The 19,038-nt window shown below is 65.5% G+C and carries 16 protein-coding genes; 6 read left to right on the forward strand and 10 right to left on the reverse strand.

Features of this window, described 5'->3' with window-relative positions; translation table 11 throughout:
* The coding region (locus tag ACWKY3_RS12660; RefSeq protein WP_449316753.1) for an aldehyde ferredoxin oxidoreductase C-terminal domain-containing protein at positions 1-425 on the forward strand (425 nt) is incomplete at its 5' end.
* 137 nt (positions 426-562) lie between these two features.
* Here ACWKY3_RS12660 and ACWKY3_RS12665 read toward each other — a convergent pair.
* Positions 563-2,278, reverse strand: a complete 1,716-nt coding sequence (locus ACWKY3_RS12665; protein ID WP_449316754.1) for an iron-sulfur cluster assembly scaffold protein — start codon at positions 2,276-2,278, stop codon at positions 563-565.
* A gap of 239 nt (positions 2,279-2,517) precedes the next feature.
* Between ACWKY3_RS12665 and ACWKY3_RS12670 the strand changes: the two genes are divergently transcribed.
* On the forward strand, positions 2,518-4,071 hold the full coding sequence (locus tag ACWKY3_RS12670; RefSeq protein ID WP_449316755.1) for a response regulator transcription factor: 1,554 nt from the start codon (positions 2,518-2,520) through the stop codon (positions 4,069-4,071).
* A gap of 51 nt (positions 4,072-4,122) precedes the next feature.
* Here ACWKY3_RS12670 and ACWKY3_RS12675 read toward each other — a convergent pair whose 3' ends face one another.
* Positions 4,123-5,307: a pyridoxal phosphate-dependent aminotransferase gene (locus tag ACWKY3_RS12675; RefSeq protein WP_449316756.1), complete on the reverse strand. Its 1,185-nt coding sequence runs from the start codon at positions 5,305-5,307 to the stop codon at positions 4,123-4,125.
* Between the two features lie 146 nt (positions 5,308-5,453).
* Positions 5,454-6,356 carry a LysR family transcriptional regulator gene (locus ACWKY3_RS12680; protein ID WP_449316757.1) on the reverse strand — a complete coding sequence of 301 codons (903 nt, stop codon included), beginning with the start codon at positions 6,354-6,356 and terminating at the stop codon, positions 5,454-5,456.
* A gap of 110 nt (positions 6,357-6,466) precedes the next feature.
* Between ACWKY3_RS12680 and ACWKY3_RS12685 the strand changes: the two genes are divergently transcribed.
* On the forward strand, positions 6,467-7,339 hold the full coding sequence (locus ACWKY3_RS12685; RefSeq protein WP_449316758.1) for a DMT family transporter: 873 nt from the start codon (positions 6,467-6,469) through the stop codon (positions 7,337-7,339).
* Here ACWKY3_RS12685 and ACWKY3_RS12690 read toward each other — a convergent pair.
* From ACWKY3_RS12690 to ACWKY3_RS12700, 3 genes are all read right to left on the reverse strand, one after another.
* Positions 7,305-8,591 (reverse strand): hypothetical protein, encoded by a 1,287-nt coding sequence (locus ACWKY3_RS12690; RefSeq protein ID WP_449316759.1) that lies wholly within the window; start codon positions 8,589-8,591, stop codon positions 7,305-7,307. The two genes, ACWKY3_RS12685 and ACWKY3_RS12690, sit on opposite strands and share 35 nt — an antisense overlap.
* A 422-nt stretch (positions 8,592-9,013) precedes the next feature.
* Positions 9,014-9,457, reverse strand: coding sequence for a universal stress protein (locus ACWKY3_RS12695; RefSeq protein WP_449316760.1), 444 nt, complete (start codon positions 9,455-9,457; stop codon positions 9,014-9,016).
* Positions 9,458-9,573: 116 nt separating this feature from the next.
* Positions 9,574-11,820, reverse strand: coding sequence for an oxidoreductase (locus tag ACWKY3_RS12700; RefSeq protein ID WP_449316761.1), 2,247 nt, complete (start codon positions 11,818-11,820; stop codon positions 9,574-9,576).
* A 199-nt stretch (positions 11,821-12,019) separates the two neighbouring features.
* Here ACWKY3_RS12700 and ACWKY3_RS12705 point away from each other — a divergent pair, with 199 nt between their 5' ends.
* From ACWKY3_RS12705 to ACWKY3_RS12715, 3 genes are all read left to right on the forward strand, one after another.
* Positions 12,020-12,907 (forward strand): LysR family transcriptional regulator, encoded by an 888-nt coding sequence (locus tag ACWKY3_RS12705; RefSeq protein ID WP_449316762.1) that lies wholly within the window; start codon positions 12,020-12,022, stop codon positions 12,905-12,907.
* A gap of 178 nt (positions 12,908-13,085) precedes the next feature.
* Positions 13,086-13,409 (forward strand): hypothetical protein, encoded by a 324-nt coding sequence (locus tag ACWKY3_RS12710; protein ID WP_449316763.1) that lies wholly within the window; start codon positions 13,086-13,088, stop codon positions 13,407-13,409.
* Between the two features lies 1 nt (position 13,410).
* Entirely contained in the window at positions 13,411-13,761 is a 351-nt protein-coding gene (locus tag ACWKY3_RS12715; RefSeq protein ID WP_449316764.1) for a hypothetical protein, read from the forward strand.
* Positions 13,762-13,842: 81 nt separating this feature from the next.
* Here the strand turns inward: ACWKY3_RS12715 and nrfD are convergent, their stop codons facing one another.
* From nrfD to ACWKY3_RS12735, 4 genes are read right to left on the reverse strand one after another with little or no spacing between them, the layout of a single operon-like run.
* Positions 13,843-14,868, reverse strand: a complete 1,026-nt coding sequence (nrfD, locus tag ACWKY3_RS12720; protein WP_449316765.1) for an NrfD/PsrC family molybdoenzyme membrane anchor subunit — start codon at positions 14,866-14,868, stop codon at positions 13,843-13,845.
* Between the two features lie 6 nt (positions 14,869-14,874).
* Positions 14,875-15,684, reverse strand: a complete 810-nt coding sequence (locus ACWKY3_RS12725) for a TorD/DmsD family molecular chaperone (RefSeq protein WP_449316766.1) — start codon at positions 15,682-15,684, stop codon at positions 14,875-14,877.
* An 11-nt stretch (positions 15,685-15,695) separates the two neighbouring features.
* Positions 15,696-16,223 (reverse strand): 4Fe-4S dicluster domain-containing protein, encoded by a 528-nt coding sequence (locus ACWKY3_RS12730; RefSeq protein WP_449316767.1) that lies wholly within the window; start codon positions 16,221-16,223, stop codon positions 15,696-15,698.
* Between the two features lie 13 nt (positions 16,224-16,236).
* Positions 16,237-18,834: a molybdopterin-containing oxidoreductase family protein gene (locus tag ACWKY3_RS12735; protein ID WP_449316768.1), complete on the reverse strand. Its 2,598-nt coding sequence runs from the start codon at positions 18,832-18,834 to the stop codon at positions 16,237-16,239.
* Positions 18,835-19,038: the final 204 nt, after the last annotated feature.

The raw sequence follows: 19,038 nt of genomic DNA on the forward strand, positions 1-19,038 counted from the left end.
TGAGCCCCACGAAGGCCCGCAACTACCGCGGCGACCTTGATCTGGAGGCCAAGTTCTTCAAGGCCGTCACCGGCCAGGAGGTGACCAACGACGACCTGTACAAGGCCGGCGCCAAGATCATGACGCTGCAGCGCGCGAACACGGTGCGCGGCATGACCGACGAAAGCGGCGCCATCGGCTGCAACGACCTGCGTAACGTCCACGACGTGATCACCTCGTGGGCCTTCGACAAAGACCCCGACAAGCAGCCGTTCACGGAGGGCACCGACAAGATGGACCGCGACGACTTCCAGACGGCGCTTGGCATGGTGTACGCGAAGTTCGGCTGGGACGAGCGCCTGGGCTGCCCGACGGGTGCCTGCCTTGACGCATACGGCATGGCCGACGTCAAGGAGGAGCTGGACAGCCTGGGATTGCTGCCGTAGCGAACCGTTTCAACGCCGCAGATCGCGCCCCGCTTCCCCCCTGTCCGCGCGATCTGCCGGCCCTTCTTGCGGCCCCCGGCGCCATCAAGTTGCGCCGGGGGCCTTCTCATGCGCTGGAGCGAAGGCGGAGTTGCGCGCTACATATGGAGATGGCGCTCCACCGCATCCCATTCGGCGAGCGAAGCGGCGTAGGCGGGAGAGAGGAAGTCGGTGGAAAAGAAGTACGCATCGCCGTTCGAAGCGACGGTGCGCTCGATGTCGGGATGATCGTCGGAGGCCCGCACGGCCTCCCACGCTGCGGCGATGTCCTCGTCGGTCATGCGAAACGGCGGGTTCTTCAGGCTCGATGCCGCCAACGGACGCGGGTAGACGCGCGACTCCTCGCGCACGCACTCGACGAACGTGACCATGCGGTCGTCCTCGGCGGCAAGGAACGCCCAACGCGCGTAGGCGTCGGTCATGAAACCGCGATCGTACAGGTAGTAGCTGTGCGCGCCCACGAACGTGGCGATATGCTCGCAATCGATGGGAAGCTCTGCGGCGTCCTCGCCCTCGCCGGTCTCCACCAGCACGTACTCGCCCTCGATCCCCTCCAGGCGATACCCTGCGGGGATGTCCAAGCCGGCAAAGGGGTTGTCGGGGTTATCGGGGTTGTCAAAAGCGTCGGGAGCACCGGGGCCGTCGGCGCCCGCCGCGCCGTCCCCGGCGCCGACTCCGGCCGCATCGTTTTTGGCCTCGGCGGCGCCGCCATCGCCAACCGATCCGCCGCTCGCTTCCCCGCACGATCCCGCATCCTGCGACGCGCGCGCCGGCTTTTCCGGCGCCTCCTTCGGCTCCCCATCCTCGGGACGCAAAAACGCGGGGACGCCCACGGCGCGCGTGGCCGTGCGGAACACGGGCGCAGGCTCGGGCGCGGCGGCGGCAGCGGCCTCGGCCCGCGCGGCCCGATCGTCCTCCACGTGCTCGTAGACCAGCATCTCGAACTCGTCGGACGTCAGATGTGCGGGCACCAGGCCGATCTCGGCCCAGCGAGCGGGCGTGACAAGCCGGCTGTCCGCAGACTGGGCGCGCACGTCGTCGAACACGCGCGCAAGGGCATTGTGCTCGGCAAGCGCACGGGCGCGCGCCTCGGCTTCGCCGTCGGCGTCCGCCGCGCCCGCGACATCCGCAGCGTCCCCCGCGCCCTCCGCAGGCGCGTCACCCTCGGCGTCTCCTTCATCCTCGGCAAGCGCGCCGTCCCCGGCGCCCGTTTCCGCTTCGTCCGCCGCCGGGCCGAATCGCAGCTCGATGCGCGCGTCGCGCAGCGAGCAATGCTCGCACATGGCGCAGGAAAGGGACAGCTCGTCGCACGGCACCACGGCGTCGAGGTCGGCGATCGCGCCGCCGCGGTTGATGATGAAATCTCCGATGAGCGCCCGCACCCCTTCGGCGGCGAAGTACGCGGTGTGGATCTTGTCCCACGGCACGCCGTCAAGCGCCTCTTTCACGTCGTCGGGCCTGATGGCCAAAGCCTCGGCGAACGTCTTGCCCTCCACCATCGAGCACACCACGCTCGCGCACGCCGTCATGGCCAGGCAGCCGCGCGCCTTGAAGCCCGCGCGCACGAACGTCTCCGTCTCGGGGTCGATGACGGCGAACAGGCGCAGCGCAACCTCGCCGCGTTTGGACTTCCCCACCATGCATTGGGCGTTGAACCCCTCGGGTGCGCCGCTGTTCTTGAAATTGGCCACCACCGACAGCAACGTGTCGGAGTACCCCGCCGTGCCGGCCTCCACCTCGGTCTGGTACACGTCGGCAGTGCGGATGACCGCGCGCTCGTCCGGCTCGACGTAGACGTTCCTCGACTCTCCCATGCGTTTGCTCCTTGCCCTCTTGGCAGCCGCCGCTCGCTCTGCGAAGCGGCTTTCTCTCGCCCGCCCCATGGTGCCCGAGCGGATGGGCGCGGCATCCCCTCTTTGAGGATAAACGGAGCGCGCAGGCTCAAATGCTTGTCAACAAAATGAGACTTTCGCACTATACAGACAAAAAATTGACTACAATGGTGCGCTAACATGCCCAAGCCGATTCGAGAGCACGGGAGGGGGAACGGGCTGTGGCGAACCAAGCGCCTCAAACGACCGCGGACGAACCCGAGGACGCGCGACCGCGCCTGGGCGAAGCCGTGCGCTCGCTTCCGCGCTACGCTGCGCTCTGGCCGCTCGTGCTGGGGCTGGCGTTCAGCCGCTCGGGGCTCATCGTGGCCACCTACGGCAGCTACGCGAGCACTGACCAGGGAGTGTTCACCGACGGGGCGATGCTGGCAACGCTCGTGGTGCTGGCCGCGCTCTTCCTGGCGCTGCTGCTCTCCAAACGGACCATCGGCAAGCGCGCCGTCAACCTTGCCGCGCGCACCTGCGTGGCGCTCCAAGCGGTCTGCCTGATCGGGCTTGCCCTGGCAGGGGCGACGAAGCAGAGCGTGGAAATCCAGTTCGCGCTGAGCTCCCTTCACACGCTCGCCTCGTCGGGAGCCATCTTCTACTGGCTGCGCCGGGCGCGCGGCACAAGCACCACGGCGGCCGTCGTGTTCGTGTTCTCCGCGCTCATCGTGAGCGAGGTGGAGATCTACCTCTGCTTGCTGCTGCCGCCCGTCGCCGCCGACCTGACGGCCTTGGCGCTCGTCTGCGTGCAGTACCCCTGCATGCTGTGGGCGCGCGAGCGCGTCCAGCCGTACAAGCTGGCGTCGCCCACCTTGGCGCACGACTATTTCAGCTTCGCGAAGACCGCGATGCAAAGCAAGCAGTTCCTCATGGCCACGGCCATCGGCATAGGGTGCCTCTCCGTGGTCATCGGGCTTTTGCGCGGCTACCCCAGCGGCGAGGCCATCGCGTTCGCACCGGGCACGCGCGCGGCTTACGGCGCGCTCACCATCGCTTTGTGCGCCACGATCATCGTGCTCGTGCTCATGCGCAAGCAGCACGTCATGACCGTGGGGACGTTTGCCGTCATGGAGCTTCTGGCCTGCCTGGCCCTTGTGATCTACGCGGCGTTTCCCGACATGCTGGACATCGGAGCGGTGTTCACCACCACGCTGAACGCCCTCATGGTGGCGTTCACCTGGTACATCATCATCGCGTTCATGAGCTACGGATGGCGCGACCCCTACTATTACGCCATCGCCGGCTGGCTGGTGTGGCTGGGATGCCGCGCGGTGTCGCGCGTGGCCATCATGGAGCTGTACCCCGCCTCAGGCAACGACATGCTCATGAACGCCGTCATGGGCGGGTTCTTGGTGCTGTCGACGCAGGTCGTGTTCGTGCAGTTCCTCGCCATCGCGCTAGACGGCGCCAACGAGCAGAAGCGAAGGAGCGAGCGGCGGCAGGGCGTGGTGTCCGCGCTTATGGCGCTCGACCAAAACGAGAGCATGTCGGAGCTTCGCCAAGCGTCCATGCAGCACAACGCCGAGGAGATGGGCAGGCAGTTTTTGCTTTCCGAACGCGAGGTGGAGGTGCTTGCGCTCTACGCGCTCGGCCACACGCAAAAGCGCGTGGCCGAGGAGCTGTTCATCACGCAGGGCACCGCGCACGCGCACATCAAGCGCATCTACGCGAAGACGGGGCTGCACTCCCGCCAGGAGATCATCGACTACCTCAAGCAGTACGCGTCGTGACCTCGCCGGCGCGGTGCCGCTTGGGAAGAAGACGGACGAGCAGCGGCCCTGCTATCCCCGATAATCCTCCATAAGGGCCTTGAAGGCGGGCATGGCGCCGGTGATGACGTCGGCCGCCACGCAGTAGCTCACGCGCACCCAACCGCCCACGCCGAAGCTGTCGGAGGGCACCAGCAGCAATTCGTGCGCCTTCGCGCGGTCGCTGAACGCCTGCGCATCGTCCTCGAGCGCGCGCACCCACAGGTAGAACGCGCCCTGCGGCTCCACGAACTCGTAGCCGAGCGCGGCCAGGCCCTCGGTGAGCAGCTTGCGGTTGGCCGCGTAGGACGCCACGTCGCTCGGCTCGTCCACGCACGCGGCTATCACGCGCTGGAACAGCACCGGCGCGCAGATGTAGCCGAGCGCGCGGCCCGCGCCGGCCACGGCGGCCATCACCTGCGCGGCGTTGTCCATGCGGTCGGACACGTACACGTAGCCGATGCGCTCCCCCGGCAGCGAGAGCGACTTCGAGTACGAGTAGCACACAATCGTGCGCGGGTACACGCACGGCACGTAGGGCACCTCTATGCCGTCGTAGACGATCTCGCGGTACGGCTCGTCGCTGATGAGGTACAACTCGCGGCCCAACTCGGCCTCCTTGGCGCTCAGCAGCGCGGCCAGCGCCTCCAGGCTTTCGCGCGAGTACACAGCTCCCACCGGGTTGTTGGGCGAGTTGATGATGACGGCGCTCGTCTTGGGGCCGATGGCCGCCGCCAGCGCGTCGATGTCTGGCTGGAAGTCGGGCACGTGCGCGGGCACCTCGACGCAGGTGCAGCCCGCCGTCTCTATCCATACCTTGTACTCGGGGAAGTACGGGCTGATGACGATGACCTCGTCGCCCGGCTCGGTCACGGCCGACACGCTGATGGCGATGGAGGCCGCCGCGCCCACGGTCATGTAGATGTTCTCGGGCGACGCGTCGATGCCAAAACGGCGGCGGATGCTGTCGGCGATGGTCGCGCGCACCTCGGGCACGCCGCTCGCGGGCGAGTAGCCGTGCAGCGACACGGCCGGCTGCTCCAGCAGCGCGAGCGCGGCGTCCTTCACGGCGTCGGGCGCGGGCACGCTCGGGTTGCCGATGCTGAAGTCGAACACGTTCTTATCGCCGATCTCCGCCTTGCGCGCCATGCCGTACGCGAACAGCTCGCGAATCGCGCTCGGCTCGTCCCCCAACCCACGCATCCTCTCGTTCACCATGCGGCATCACTCCTCGTCGCCAACCGCCCGCCATGCGGAACCCCGATTTCGTCCGCGAATCAGAGTAGCACAAACCGGGTGGCGCAACGGCTCCCCCTTTGCGAACGCGAGCAAACGCGCGCGAAAGAACGCCCGCATCCTTGCATCTACAGGCAGAGAGCGCGCGATCGGAAGATTTCGCCGCCTATCCGCTCCACCTGTTGGATGAATCGCTGCGCAGCCAGCGGCACCGACGCAAAACGACGGACGACCAAACCCACCGTGCGATGCGCCGGCACATCAAGCGGCCGGATGACGATGCGGTACGGCACGCGCCGCAAAATGAGCTCCGGCAGCACGCTCACGCCCATGCCTCCCTCCACCATGGCCATGATGGCGTAATCGTCCCAAGTGGTGAACTGCACGTTCGGCGTGTATCCGCGCTCGCGGAACACATCGCTCACCACCGTGTTGGCGTCCTTTTCCAAAAGCAGGAACGGCTCGTCGCACAGCGCGCTTAAGGGGATCCTATCCAGGCGAGCCAACCGGTGCCCTTCGGGCACCACTGCCAGCAACTCGTCGCGCGCCAATTCCCTGGCCTCCAGATCGGGCGGAACAGGCAGCCGCGAAAAACCGCAATCGACGCGACCCTGCCGAATCCACTGCTCGATTTCGCCGTAATCGCCTAACAGCAGCTCATATTCAATGCAGGGATGCTCCGCGCGAAACGCCTCGATGAGACCCGGAAGCCAATGAGTAGCGACGCTGGAAAAGGTGCCTATGCGGATGAGGCCCGACTCAAGCCCCCGAAGGTTGTCGATGTGCGCGTGCAGCTCGCGGTACGTCTCGCACACGCGTTGCGCGTGCGGCAGCAAAGTAAGCCCATCGGAGGTTGGGCGAACGCCGGAACGTTCGCGCTCCAGCAGCACCACGCCCCACTCGCGCTCCAAGTCGGCGATCATGCGGCTGACCCCCGATTGCGAGTACGACAAGCGCGCAGCCGCCTGCGTGAAGCTACCGGATTCAACCACGGCAACAAATGCCTGGAGCTTTTGCACGCTCGCGTCCACAACCCTCCTCTCGTGTCGGCGAACCCGCCGTCTTGGTCATGACATTTTAGCATGTTGAGTATGATAACTATTCGCTTTTGATCTGATCGTGGTTTTGGCACACTGGGGGCATGAAACGGAACTATCTGATATTCATCGCCTCGCTCGTGCTGTTCGGATCAAACGGCATCGTAGCTGAGCGCATTTCCCTTGAAAGTCACCAGGTTGTCATGCTGCGCACATTCATAGGCACCGCCTTCTTGGCCGCTCCGCTGATCGCGCGGCGCCGAACGCCTGCGGTTCTGCGTGATCGTCGCTCGCTCGCCCTTCTGACGGCTTCAGGACTTTCCATGGGTGCGAGCTGGCTTTTTCTCTACGAGGCATACCGAACCGTCGGCGTGGGGATTTCCTCGCTCGCCTACTATTGCGCACCCGTCATCGTCATGGCGTTGAGTCCCTGGTTGTTCGGAGAGCGCCTTGCGCCTGCCAAAATCGCGGGGTTTTGCACAGTGCTTGCCGGAGCGTTGCTCATCAACCTGCAGGCAGACGGCGGTGCGGAATCGGCATGGGGCCTTTTCTGCGGATGGATGTCGGCGCTTGCGCACGCCGCCATGGTGGTGTTCAGCAAGAAGGCCGATCAGGTGGACGGCGTCGAAAGCTCGGCCGTGCAACTTGCGGCAAGCTTCCTGCTGGCGGCCGCGTTCACGGCCTGCCAAGACGATTGCGCGTTCCGTGTTGCGGCCGACGAGTGGCCTTGGGCGCTCATGCTGGGCGTCGTCAACACGGGGCTTGGATGTTACGGATACTTCTCGTCGCTTGGCGGCCTGCCCGCGCAAACCGTTGCGGTGCTCGGCTACCTTGAGCCGCTGTCGGCCGTCGTGCTGGCCGCGCTCCTTTTGCATGAGACCATGGTTCCCGCCCAGATGCTCGGCGCCGTTCTCATTGTCGGCGGAGCGCTTGCCAGCGAGCTCACCGCGCGCCGGAGGCGACCTCGCCCAGGCTGACTATCTTCTCGCGCAGCTCCGAGCATGCCTGGAACACGAACGCCTTGCCCTGGCGCCCCTTGACCAGGTACCCCTTGCGCTCCAACTCCAGGAAGTCGTTGCGCGCCGTTGCGTAGGCCACCTTGAACGTGCGCTGGTGGGAGGCTATGCGCAGCAAGGCGTCAGGCTCCCTGCACAGCGCGGACAGGATGGATTTCTGCCGATCGTTCAGGTCCGCGCCGAAGGTGCGCCCTATGAGGTCGTTGAGCCGCCGCAACTGCTCCACGGACGCCTTCAAGCGGTCAAGCTCTTCCAGATACAGCTTGATGTAGGTGGTGAAGTACGAGGTGAAGTCGAAGCCGAAGCCGTAATCGATCGACCAATTGTCGAACACGGCCTTCATGCGCGGCGTGTTCAGCTCGCCGAACGGGTAGTAGCCGACCGGCAGCCAGCTGAGCACCGGATAGCCCCACTTGATGGCCATGACGTTGCGCAGCAAAACCCCCACCAGGGAGTTCAGGCACGGGAACACGTCGAAGTTCCAAAAGAACCACGACGCGTTCACGATGCGCAGGACAGGGCCGAAGCGAAACTCCTCGTCGTCTTGCCGGGAGCGCCGGCAAACGGCGTCGATGGCGGCCGCCGAGGTGGGCGGCGAGATGCGCTCGTCAAGCGGGCACACGTCCGGCCGCCGGGGGATGGCGTCCGCGTCCACGCCCTCGGTCAGACGGTAGTACAGCGTCTCTATGAGGCCGTGCGACACCTCGTAGCGCGCAAGCGAGTCGGCGTCGCTGCTGACTTCGAAGTAGTTGCCCACCACCCGCTCGATGTCGTTGCAGGCGGGGCTTCCCAGGAATATCTCGTGGATGCGCTCATCGGGCACACAGATTCCCTCGGTTTCCAGGGCGCGCGCCAACGTCCGCTCGATGAACCGCGTCACGAACGGCGAGCCTTTGAGCGAGGCGAGGGCCTCGTCCAGCGGAAACCCGGCCATGCACTGCATCTCGAGCATTTTGGAGTCGAACGACAAAACGCTCGTGGTCACAAACCAGCAGTCCGCGCTGCGGTACGGGTCATCGGGCACGAAGATGGCCGCCTGCTTGCGGATGGCCGTCAAGATGAGCCAGATCTCCTCCTTCGTGTATCCTTCCGGCAGCTCGTAGCCGTCAAGGTCCTCGAACAGCAGCAGGCCCCTGTCCACCACGGTGCGCAGACGGTAGAAGCACGGATCGCTCATAAGCTCCACGATGTCCTTGGTTGCGCAGCGCGCCATCGTCCCTCCCTCGCCGTGCATGTTCTATCGGTTTCTGGTAAGTATACTATTGAAAATCGATGGAATAAGTATTTACTTTTTAGATATTGATACTTTGTTTCAGAGGCCGTATAGTGCCTTCAAGGCAGAGTTCGCGAAATGCCCGATCGTCACCGGACGGTGCCTCCTTGTTCGGGCTGTTTCCGCCCTTTGGCCGCGCGGGCCCGCGACACCCCGCAGCGCATGGCACTCCGCCTTCGGACAGAACCCGCTTGGGTTCTGTTTTCGTTTCGGGCGGGGTTTCGGAATTCCCAAGCGCATCGTCGCCTCCTAAGACGCGCCTCGGACAACAGGGCGGAGATGCGCCCTTGAAACGCAAGGCGCCCGGCCGCGCGTGCGGGCCGGGCGCCTTCGGGCGGTTCGCGCAAGCGACGCAGCCGCCTTTAATCCTGCTTGACCACCAAAACGTCGCAGCGCATGTTGCGGATCAGGAACGTGGACACGCTGCCCACGAACACGTATTTGATGTTGGACAGGCCGCGCTCGCCGCAAATAACCAGGTCGGGATCGAGCGGTTCCACCAACTGCTTGGCCAGCGTGTCGGTGATGCGGCCGGCGCGCACCGCGAGTTCGACGGAGGGGATGTTCTTGTTGCCGCGCGCCTCGACAAACAGGTCCGCCAGCTCCTCCCCGATGCGCTTTTCCCCCTCCACGCACAAAGCCTCGAAATCAACCCCCGACGCCTCGTAGGGCACCGAGTCTATCACGTGGCCGAACACCAGCTCGGCATGGTTGTCCGCCGCCAACGCGATGGCGCGCTCGGCCACCGCCTTCTGCGTAGAGGCCCCGTCAAGCGCTGCGAAAATACGCGTGTACCGCTGTGCCATGTCCGCTCCTTTCGTCGGCCGGCAGCCTTGTGCCGCCGCGTGCTTTCCCTATTGTACCGCAGCGTCGCCCCCGCGAAGGAGGCGACGCCGCGAAACGGGGAGGGGGAAAGGAATCGTCACAGAGCGCGCGCGGCAAGGTTGGCCGACGCTATGGCCTCGGCGATGTTGTACGGGTCGGCGCAATCGCCCACCGCCGTCACCTTGACGCCGGACAGGCTGTCGGCCAGCTCCGTGTTCGGCAGCTCGTCGCGCATGTCCACAAGCGCGTCGCAGGGCAGGGTCACGTCCACGCCCGCTCCGCTCTTGACCACTATCTGGCCGTCGCCGACCTCGGCCACCTCGGCCGAGGTCCAGATGCGCGTGCCGCAAGCCGTGATGGCCGTCTCCACGAAGTCGCGCATGTTGACCGAATGGCCCTTCTCGAACGCCTCAAGCGGGTCGGGCGTGACGATGGACACGTTCTTGCCAAGCGACAGCAAATACACCGCCACGTCCACCGCTTGGCAGTTGCTGCCGAGCACCGTCACGTTGTCGCCCACCTCGGCGCCCACCACGTTCTCGAGCGCAAGCACCTGCGTGCCCGCCGTCGCCTCGAACGCGGCTTCCGCGCGCTTGGCGCCCACGGCCACGATCACCGCGTCGGGCGCCTCCTGCTCCACGAGCGCGGCGTCAACCTCGGTGCCCATGACCACGTTCACGCCGCTCACCTCAAGCTGCCTGGCCAGGTAGCTTTTCAGACGGCCGAGGTTCTCATGCGGGCCCTTGACGGCCTCCGCAGCCGTAAGCTGGCCGCCCAGGCTCTTGCTCTTCTCGTACAGCGTCACCGAGCAGCCGCGCTCGGCCGCCACGCGCGCCGCTTCCATGCCGGCAGGGCCGCCGCCCACCACCAGGACCTTCTTCTCGCCCTCCACGGGTGCGGGCGTCCACCCTTCGGGCATGGATTCGCCGTACGCGCGCCAGTTGGCGGCGTTCACGCGGCAGTGCTCCATGAGCGTGCCCGCCTTGTCGGGGTCGTAGAAGCAATGCAGGCACCTCGTGCAGGGCGCGATCTCGTCAATGCGGCCCTCGCGCAGCTTGCTCACGTACGCGGGGTCCACGCACAGCGGGCGGTTCATGACCAAAAAGTCCAGCTTGCCCTCGGCGATGGCCGCCTCGAAGTAGTCGGGCGCCTGCGCCGGGTCCATGTAGGTGGCCGCGCCCACCGGGATGGACACCGCGCTTTTGATCTCGGCCGCCACGTCTATCATGAGGCCGCAACCGGAATGGTCGGCGCGCAGCTTGCCCTGGAAGTGGCGCGAGAAGTCGAAGCGCCCGCCGAACCCGGTTGCGCCCTCCAGGCCCCGCACCGCGAAGTACAGGTCGCTCGCGAACTGGGCGATGTGCTGACCGGCCGGCCCCAGGCGCACGTGCAGGCTGTCCGCGCCCGCCTCCTCGAGGATCTTCGCGATGGCCTTGTTCTCCTCGATGGTGGTGTAGAGCGAGTCCGCGCCAAGTTGCTTGTCGTTGCACTCCACGCCGTTGATGAGCACCTGCACCGCGAAATCTTGCCCGCACGCCTCCTTGACGCCCCTGATCACCTCCACGGCGAAGCGGGTGCGGTTCTCAATGGACTGCGGGCCGTACTCGTCGGTGCGGTTGTTGCGCGCCCGAGAGAGGAACGACTGCCCCACGTTGTTCGCGGCGAAGTTCAGCTCGAAGGCGTCAAAGCCGTCGTCGTGCAGGCGCTTCGCTATGCCGACGATCGTCTGCTCCCACGACCGCACCTCGTCGGTGGAATAGTTTCCCAGGAAGGGCTCCTCGAAATCAAGCGGGCCGATGGCCGAACCCATGGTGTCGAACTGGTAGCCCACGTGCGCGCCGGCGGCGTGCAGGCGTTCGAGCAAGCCCTTCACGTCGTAGGCGGCGTAGTCCTGCTTGAGGGGGCTTGCGGTGAGCTCCCAGATGTTGGCGAAGTCCTCCACCCAGATCATCTCGACGCCGCCCTGCGCCATGCGCTCGTAGTAGCCGATGTACTCGTCCGGATTGCCCTTCATGAACGCCAGCTGGAACGCGGCTGACTTCACCATGCGGTGGCTGAGTTCGATGCCGCCAAGCTTCCAGCCGCTGAACAGCGCCGACGACGCGAAGTCGGCAATGGAGTTGGCGGTGTAGTCGTAATCTTGCGGATTGAGGGCGCCTGTGTTGCCGGCCGTTGCGCCCTGGGCGCTCCCCCCGTTCGCGGATGCGGCCTCGCCGTCGGCCGCACCGCCAGCCGACCTCGTGGCGGGAGCGCACCCGGCCAAGCCGAACGCCCCAGCGCCCACGGCGCCCGCCGCAAGACCCTGTAGGAAGTTCCTGCGCGAGATGCCCGATGATTGCGTCATATCTGCCTCCTTGGTTCGCGGTTTCCCCTTGCCGCCATGAAACCATGCCGCACCGGATTGGCGGGAGAAAGAAAGCGAAGCGCCCCCGTCACGGTTCGTTGCAGGGAGCGCACCGTTTGGAGGGAGGGCGCTATAATGGCAGGCGGGGACAGGCCGCACAGGCGGCCGCGACCGTTGTTCCGTTGTTCGAGGGGGTCTCATGGACGTGAACAGCCTGCACTGCTTCCGCCTTGCCTACGAGAGCGGAAGCGTCAGCCAAGCGGCGAAGCGGGCGTTTCTCACCCGCCAGGGAATGAGCCAGACGCTCAAAGGGCTTGAAGCGGATCTGGGCCGCACGCTGTTCGTGCGCACGCCCCAGGGGCTTGAGCCCACGCCGACGGCCGATCTTGTGTACCCGAAGGCCGTTGACCTGCTGGGCAGCTACGAAGCCATCCGCGCCATATGCTCCGCCGAGGACCCCGTCTGCGAACCGGTGCGCATGAGCATGTCGCTGGGCGCGCTCGACTCCGTTCCGTTCGACCGACTCGTGGAGGAGTTCCGCGCCGACCACCCGGGGGTGCGGCTGGAGCTTGACATCGTGGAGCCCGTCATCGCCGAGCGGTGCGTGGCGGAGGGCGGCGAGGACGTGGCCTTCATTGTGGGGAACCTGGAGGGGCCGCGCACCCGCTGCACGCGCCTGTGCGACATCCCCCTGCACGTGGCCGTCCACGAGTCGCTGCTTCCCCGCGAAGACCGGCACACCCTGGCCAGCCTGCGGGGACTCACCTGGTTCGGCCTCTCCGAGAGCTTTCCTTTGGACGAGGCCATCATGGACCTGGCCCGCACGCGCGGGCTTGATCTGTCCATGTCGTTTGACTGGCACGACTACCATCTCATCCTCGACCAGGTGCGGCAGCGCAGGGGCGCATGCGTCATCCCCCGCCATCGCGTCCCTGCGTTCTGCACGGACGGCATCGTGGCCATCCCCTTCGACGGCGAGCCATGCACCTGGCCCCTCAACGCCCTCACCCCGCGCAACCGCCCGGTTTCCGCCGCGGCGCGCACCGTCCTTGACTGGTTCTCGGAGCGCCTGCAACGCGAAGCGTGAAGACGCCCGACCGGGGGCATTGGATCGACATTGGGTCCGCGTTGGATTGACGCTTGATCCGCGCAAGATCCGCATGGAAGGCGCGTCGGTTTCGCGCGGCTTTCCGGCGAACCTTCGTGGATTGTTCCGCTGGACGGATGGCCGTATACTGAACGCGTGCGATGCGGAGGAGGCGACCATGAAGAAGATGCAGATCGTGCTCGACGAGGAGAAGGTGCGCCGCGAGGGAGTGCACGACCTTGCCAAGATGCAGGCCTTCGTCGACGAGATCCTTGTGGACGAAGGGAAGCTGGTGAAGGGAGAGGACGGATTCTACTACCCCAACGACTACGAGGACGGCTTCGTCGCATTCATGAGCTCGGCACTTATCCTCAACGATCAGGATTGGTTTCTCGATAATGTGGACACATGGCTCTGGTACAACAGCGACGATTACCCGGAGGAGTCCTGCGTCGAGGACGCGAAAGAATTCTTCCTCCGCAACCGCAGAAAGTCGGTCTGATATGAACCGTCCGAAGCGACCGACGAAACATCACAAAGCCATCAATTTCGATCTGCGCACAAGCGAGCTACGAAAAACGTTCGGCGAATCCGGCCGCCGTAAAGCCTACCGACAGATCGGCGCATATCTTTCAAAACGAGGGTTCGAGCACCGGCAAGGATCCGGCTACCGTTCGACCTCCGCACTCACCGATCTCGAAGCGATCGTTCTAGCATCGCATTTGTACGAAACGCACGACTGGCTCTTCGACTGCGCAGGCGCCTTCGACGTCACCAATATCGGCGAGGAGTACGACATGGACGCCATCGTGCGCCGGCGCGCCCGACGCCTGCGCCGCCAAAGCCGCAGTTGACGCGCATCCTGGCCGCCAGCCGCCGCGCAGGCGAAACACGGGAGGGGCGGCCGACGCGCCGCCCCTCCCGCACCCGCACGCTCAACGGAGGGCGAAAAACGCCCCTGCGGCTATTTGGACGACGTCCGGACTGGAAAGAGGCTGATGGATGCCCACCGCCAGCACCAGATAGCGCCAGGCGAACACGCCGATAAGGGCACACGCCGCACACGCGATAGCCGCGACGCGACGCCTGCGCGCCCACGCCTCTGTGCGCGGCATGACCAAACACGCCGCCGCCAACGCAAGCGGCACCGCCAGACCTACCGCCGCAAGGCCGCCCCAAAACAGCGGGGACAAGTCACCTTGCAGCAAGGCCCCGGCCGATGTGCGAGCCGCCTCCGCAGCCCCCGCGCTCGACAGCGTAGAACCGTTTGCCAGTCCGCCCGATACGGCAAGCGACAGATGCCACGCCACCAGCCCGCCAAACGCCACGCCGCACACCAGGCACACCGCACCCAGCACGCGCTGCGCCGCGCCTGTGCGCTCGCCCGGCGCATCGAACGCGCTCATGAGAGCCACCATCGCCGCCGAGGCCAGGTAAAACGCCGATGCGCAGAACCCCGCCGGCAGAAGCAGCGTGCTCCAAAACGGCACGCCCGTGCCCGAACTGATGAGGAACCCCGTGTACACGGTCACCATGAAGCCTGCCGCGATGCCAAACACGCTCGCCGCGCAAGCGAAACCTCGACGCGCCCGCGCAAAGCCCGGCCACGCGCGCTGTACGAGCGCAGCCACGCGGTCGGTGGTGCTCGCCGCCAGCACAAACGATGCCACAAGCGCGGCGAACATGAACCACGCCCCAAACGCCATCCACGAGGTGAAGTGTGAGAAGCTCACCGGCAGCAGCATCGCGCGCAGCGGCTGGCCCACGTCGGCCAAAAGGCACAGCAGGCCCACCACAATGCAGCCGAAGCCAATCCACGCCCCGCACGCCGCTTCCTGGCGGTAGCGGTCCTTTCCAATCAGGCACAAAAGCCCGGACAGCGCCAAAAGCCCCGCTCCCCCGCCGCCCATGAACAGGTCGATCACCACCGTGACCTCCCAGTCGGACTGCATGAATCCCATCGCGCATCACCTCCCTGGCTCGCCGTCAACCACGCGCAGAAACGCCCCTTCGAGCGCCAGGAACCCGCGCACGAGCAGCGCCACGCCGCGGTACGCGTCCACGCGCGCCCCGGCTTCCACCGCGCCAAGGAACGCATCCGACCACGGGTCGATGAAGCGCTCTTTGAACGCACGCGCCTCCGCGTACGCCGCCTGCGCGGCCGCCTCGTCCCCGCGCACGCGAGCGTCCTCGGCCGCCTGGTGCAACTCGGCCAGAAATTCCAGCTCGTAGGCCATGTGGTCGCACGGCTCGCGGTTGCCCTCGGGAATGGCGAACCCATGGCGCTTGAACTCGCGCTCCACAGCCAGCGCCGTCGGCCCGAACAGCGACCCCAGGTCCAGATACACCGACGACCACGGCGCCGCCAGCAACTTGCTCGGCCCCACGAACAGCTTGTGGAAGTCGTCGCTTGCCTGGCGAACCCGCGCCGCGCGGTCGCCTTCCAGGAAGAACCGCTTGATCATGAGCGCGCCCTCGCGGCATTGGGAGTCTCCCATGACAAAGTCCCCCGCATCGTCCGCATCCAGCCCGCAGAAAAACGCGATCATCCCATCGCCGAACGGGAAACGCACGAGCCGCGCCGCCGTGCGCGCCAAAGCGCCCAGCGCCGCCCCCGCATCGGCGGGCAACGCGCCAACCGCGCGCACGTTCGACGCCGCATCTGCGTGCGCAGTCGGCATCGCCCCAGCATCCGCTCCCACAGCCGCAGACGCATCCGCGCCGGGCGCGTGCCCGCCCGTCGCCGCACCCGCAAACGCGCCCGATCGCTCAGCCACCGCCGCGCTCATCATTCCACCACCAGCACAGACGCGCCCGTCTCGCCGCCAACGCCCCGCGCCGCCAGCTGGGCCGCCTGCTCGCGCAGCTTCGACAGCGGACCCGCGTACAGCGCGTTGTAGAAGCAGGTGTGAGCGCACGCCGGCTCAAGCCCCATGGCACGTCGGTCGCGGCAGCCGTCGCACTTGATCATCGTGCCGTCGTCGTCGCGGTACGACGGCACGCCGAACGGGCACGCGAAGAAGCAGTAGTGGCACCCTATGCATTTGGCGCGGTCCACCGCCACGGTGCCGTCCTCGTCGCTTTTCGAGATGGCGCCCGCCGGGCACACGTTCATGCAGGCCGGCTCGGCGCAATGCATGCACGCCATCGACAGATGCGTGACCTTCGTGTCGGGAAACGTCCCCGTCTCGGTCGTCGTCACGATGCGCAGCCGAGGCCCGGGCGACTCCAGTTCGTTGCGGTTCTTGCACGCCACCTCGCACGCCTTGCACGCCACGCAGTTCTTCGCATTGACCAGAAATCCGAATTGGTCCATGGCTCGATCCCCCTTAGCCTTCGTACTTGTACAGCTTGCACAGCACCGCCGACTGCACGTTCTGCCCGCCGATACCCGTGGTCACCTTGCCCCACTCGCCCACGGCGCCGGGGTTCAGCTTGGACTGGTGCTCGTGGTCGAGCTGATCGAGCGAAAGCGAGTACGGGTAGATGTTGTTCTGCAACGGACCCCAATGGCACGGCGGCACGATGGTGCCCGGCATGATGCGCTCGGATACGATGAGCACGATGTTCTCCTGCTTGCCGTACTGCGACTCCACCGTCACACGGTCACCATCAACCAGCTCCAACGCGGTCGCATCCTTCGGGTTGATTTCCACACATGGCGCATCGGCGGTTTGGAACGCCTCACGCAGCCAGCGCGACGCCGGACCGCCGTCCTTGTCCTGGTTGAACGAGATGAACTGCCAATGGCGATGCCCCTTCCCGCATGCCACCAGGTTGTAGCCCGCTCGCACCGCGTCGGATTCCTCCCAGTTGCCGCTCTCGATGGGGTTGCCCTCCGCATACCAGCTATCGTAGGGCTCCTCAGGCACAGGCAGCACGGGCAGCACACCGCCGCTGCGCTCGGCCAGCCAATCGCAGCGGAACAGGATCTTGCCGTCGCCCGGATAGTCGCCGCCCGCCGCCGTGGGGAAGAACAGCTCCTCGGGATCCATGCCCTCCGGCGCCTGGTCGGGGTAGTTCTTCGCCTTGAAGGGAATGAAGTCATCCAGCCCAGCGTAGAAGGGGTTCGGCATGCCAATAGGATCGTCGATGAGCTTTTGAACCGTGCAGTCCTTCCACTCCGCGAACTCCTCGCGCCCCTCGGCAATGCGCTTGTCCAACTCCGCAGACAGCGTGTCGTTGTTGATGAACACCTTGAGGAAGTCTTCCTCCGTCTCCCACGGCCACGCTTTCGCTACGTCAAGCCCCATGCGCTCGGCCAAGCGCTGCGACAGCTCCTTTAAGAATTCGAAGTCGCTCTTGGATTCAAAGAGAGGCTCAATGGCCGGCTCGGTGATGACCTGCTCCTGCCAGTCAAGACGCCAGCAGTACATCTCGGCCCACGAGCAGATGGGGATGAGCAGATCGGCATACGCCGAACCGGTCCAATGCGCCAGACGGTTGAGCACCACCACAAGCGGTATCTGCTTGAGCGCCTCGCCCATCTGGGCGCCGTTGCCGCACGACGACGCGGGATTATGGTTGCACATGTACACGCGGTACCCGAACGGGTCGCGGTTCACCAAGCGCCGCGCGCCGTCCCACGTGCCGTTGCTCACCGTGGACGGGTCGCGCTCCACCAGCGCCTCGCATAAACCGGCGTGCGCGAACGCCACCATCGTGCCTGGCCAGTGCCAATACAGCGCACTCGACGGCTGCAGCGATGCCTCGGTGGAGAACCCGTCGCCCTTGTGCCCCACATTGCCCGTCAGCCCAATGAGGCAGAGGATAGCGCGCGAAGCCAGCCACCCGGAGTTCGACCGGTCGCCACCGGTCTGGTTGCCGCCGCGACCCACGCACAGAAGCGCTGGTTTGGTGGTGGCGTACAGACGAGCCGCCTTGCGGATGCGGTCGGCAGGACACCACGTGATCTTCTCCACCGTGTCGGGGTCGTAGCGTATGACCAGCTCTTTGAACTCGTCGTAGCCGTAGGTATGCTGTGCAATGAACTCCTTGTCCTCCAACCCCTCGGTGATGATGACGTTGCACATGGCAAGCGCCAGGTAGGCGTCGGTGCCGGGACGCACCGGCAGGTACAGATCGGCCTTTTCGCCCATTTCGGACATGCGCGGCTCCACCTGGATGAAGTACGCTCCGTGGTCGGTCATGGCCTTGCGGTAGGATTCGGCCCACTCGGTCGGTTTGGCCACCGCATCGTTTTCGCCCCAAATGAGGATGAGCTTGGATTGGTACGGATCTTCCAGCAGCGTGTGATACGAATCGCCCATCGTGGCTTGCTCGCCCACCTGCAAATCCGAGAAGCAGCCGCCGGGGCCGTACGTGGCGTCCATACCCCAGATCTTGGTGAACGCGGAGTACTCACCGCCCACCATGAAATTGCCCTGGTGATAGGAGGCAAGCGAGCAGGTGTGCGGCCCTTCCTCCTCGATGGCGCTCACAATGTTCTCCACTAGGATGTCGTACGCTTCGTCCCAGCTGATGCGCTCGAACTCGCCCTCCACGCCCTTTTCGTTCGTGCGGCGCATGGGGTACTTGATGCGGTTCGGACTGTTGATGACCGAAAGGCCCGACATGCCGCGCGGGCAGAGCGCCCCGTGGTTCTCGGCTGCGTCGCAGCCCTCATAGTACACAATCTTGCCGTCTTTGACATACGCCTGCCCCATGTGCAGCATGCCGCATACATCGCCGCAAGTGCACAGCGTGGGAACCACCTTGTCCGCGCCATAGGGCAGCCCGTCGGAAAACGCCGCCGTTCGGTTGCCCACAAATCCGTCAGGTGCTTCGTCGGCCTTGGCCTGGCCGGCCGAGCATCCGGCCAGAAGCGACGATCCTCCCATGGCCGCGCCGCCTAAGGCCGCCGACCATTTGAGGAAAGTGCGCCGCCCGATGCCGCCGGACGAACCCGTTTCGCGCTCTTTCGCCATATCCCATGTCTCCTCTCCACTCGTCTTGCCTCGGCCCGCCCTCGATGCCATCGGGCCTGCGGCATCAGACTTGCATGCATGGCGGGCTAAGGCATCGTTCGCAAGCATCGGATTGCGCGGAAACGGCATCGGTTCAAATATATGATTTTCACGTTTCCCCAGGTAAAATTTGCGTCATCGCAAAAACGCCTCCGTATGCTTCCA

The organism is Rubneribacter sp. (assembly GCF_965361815.1).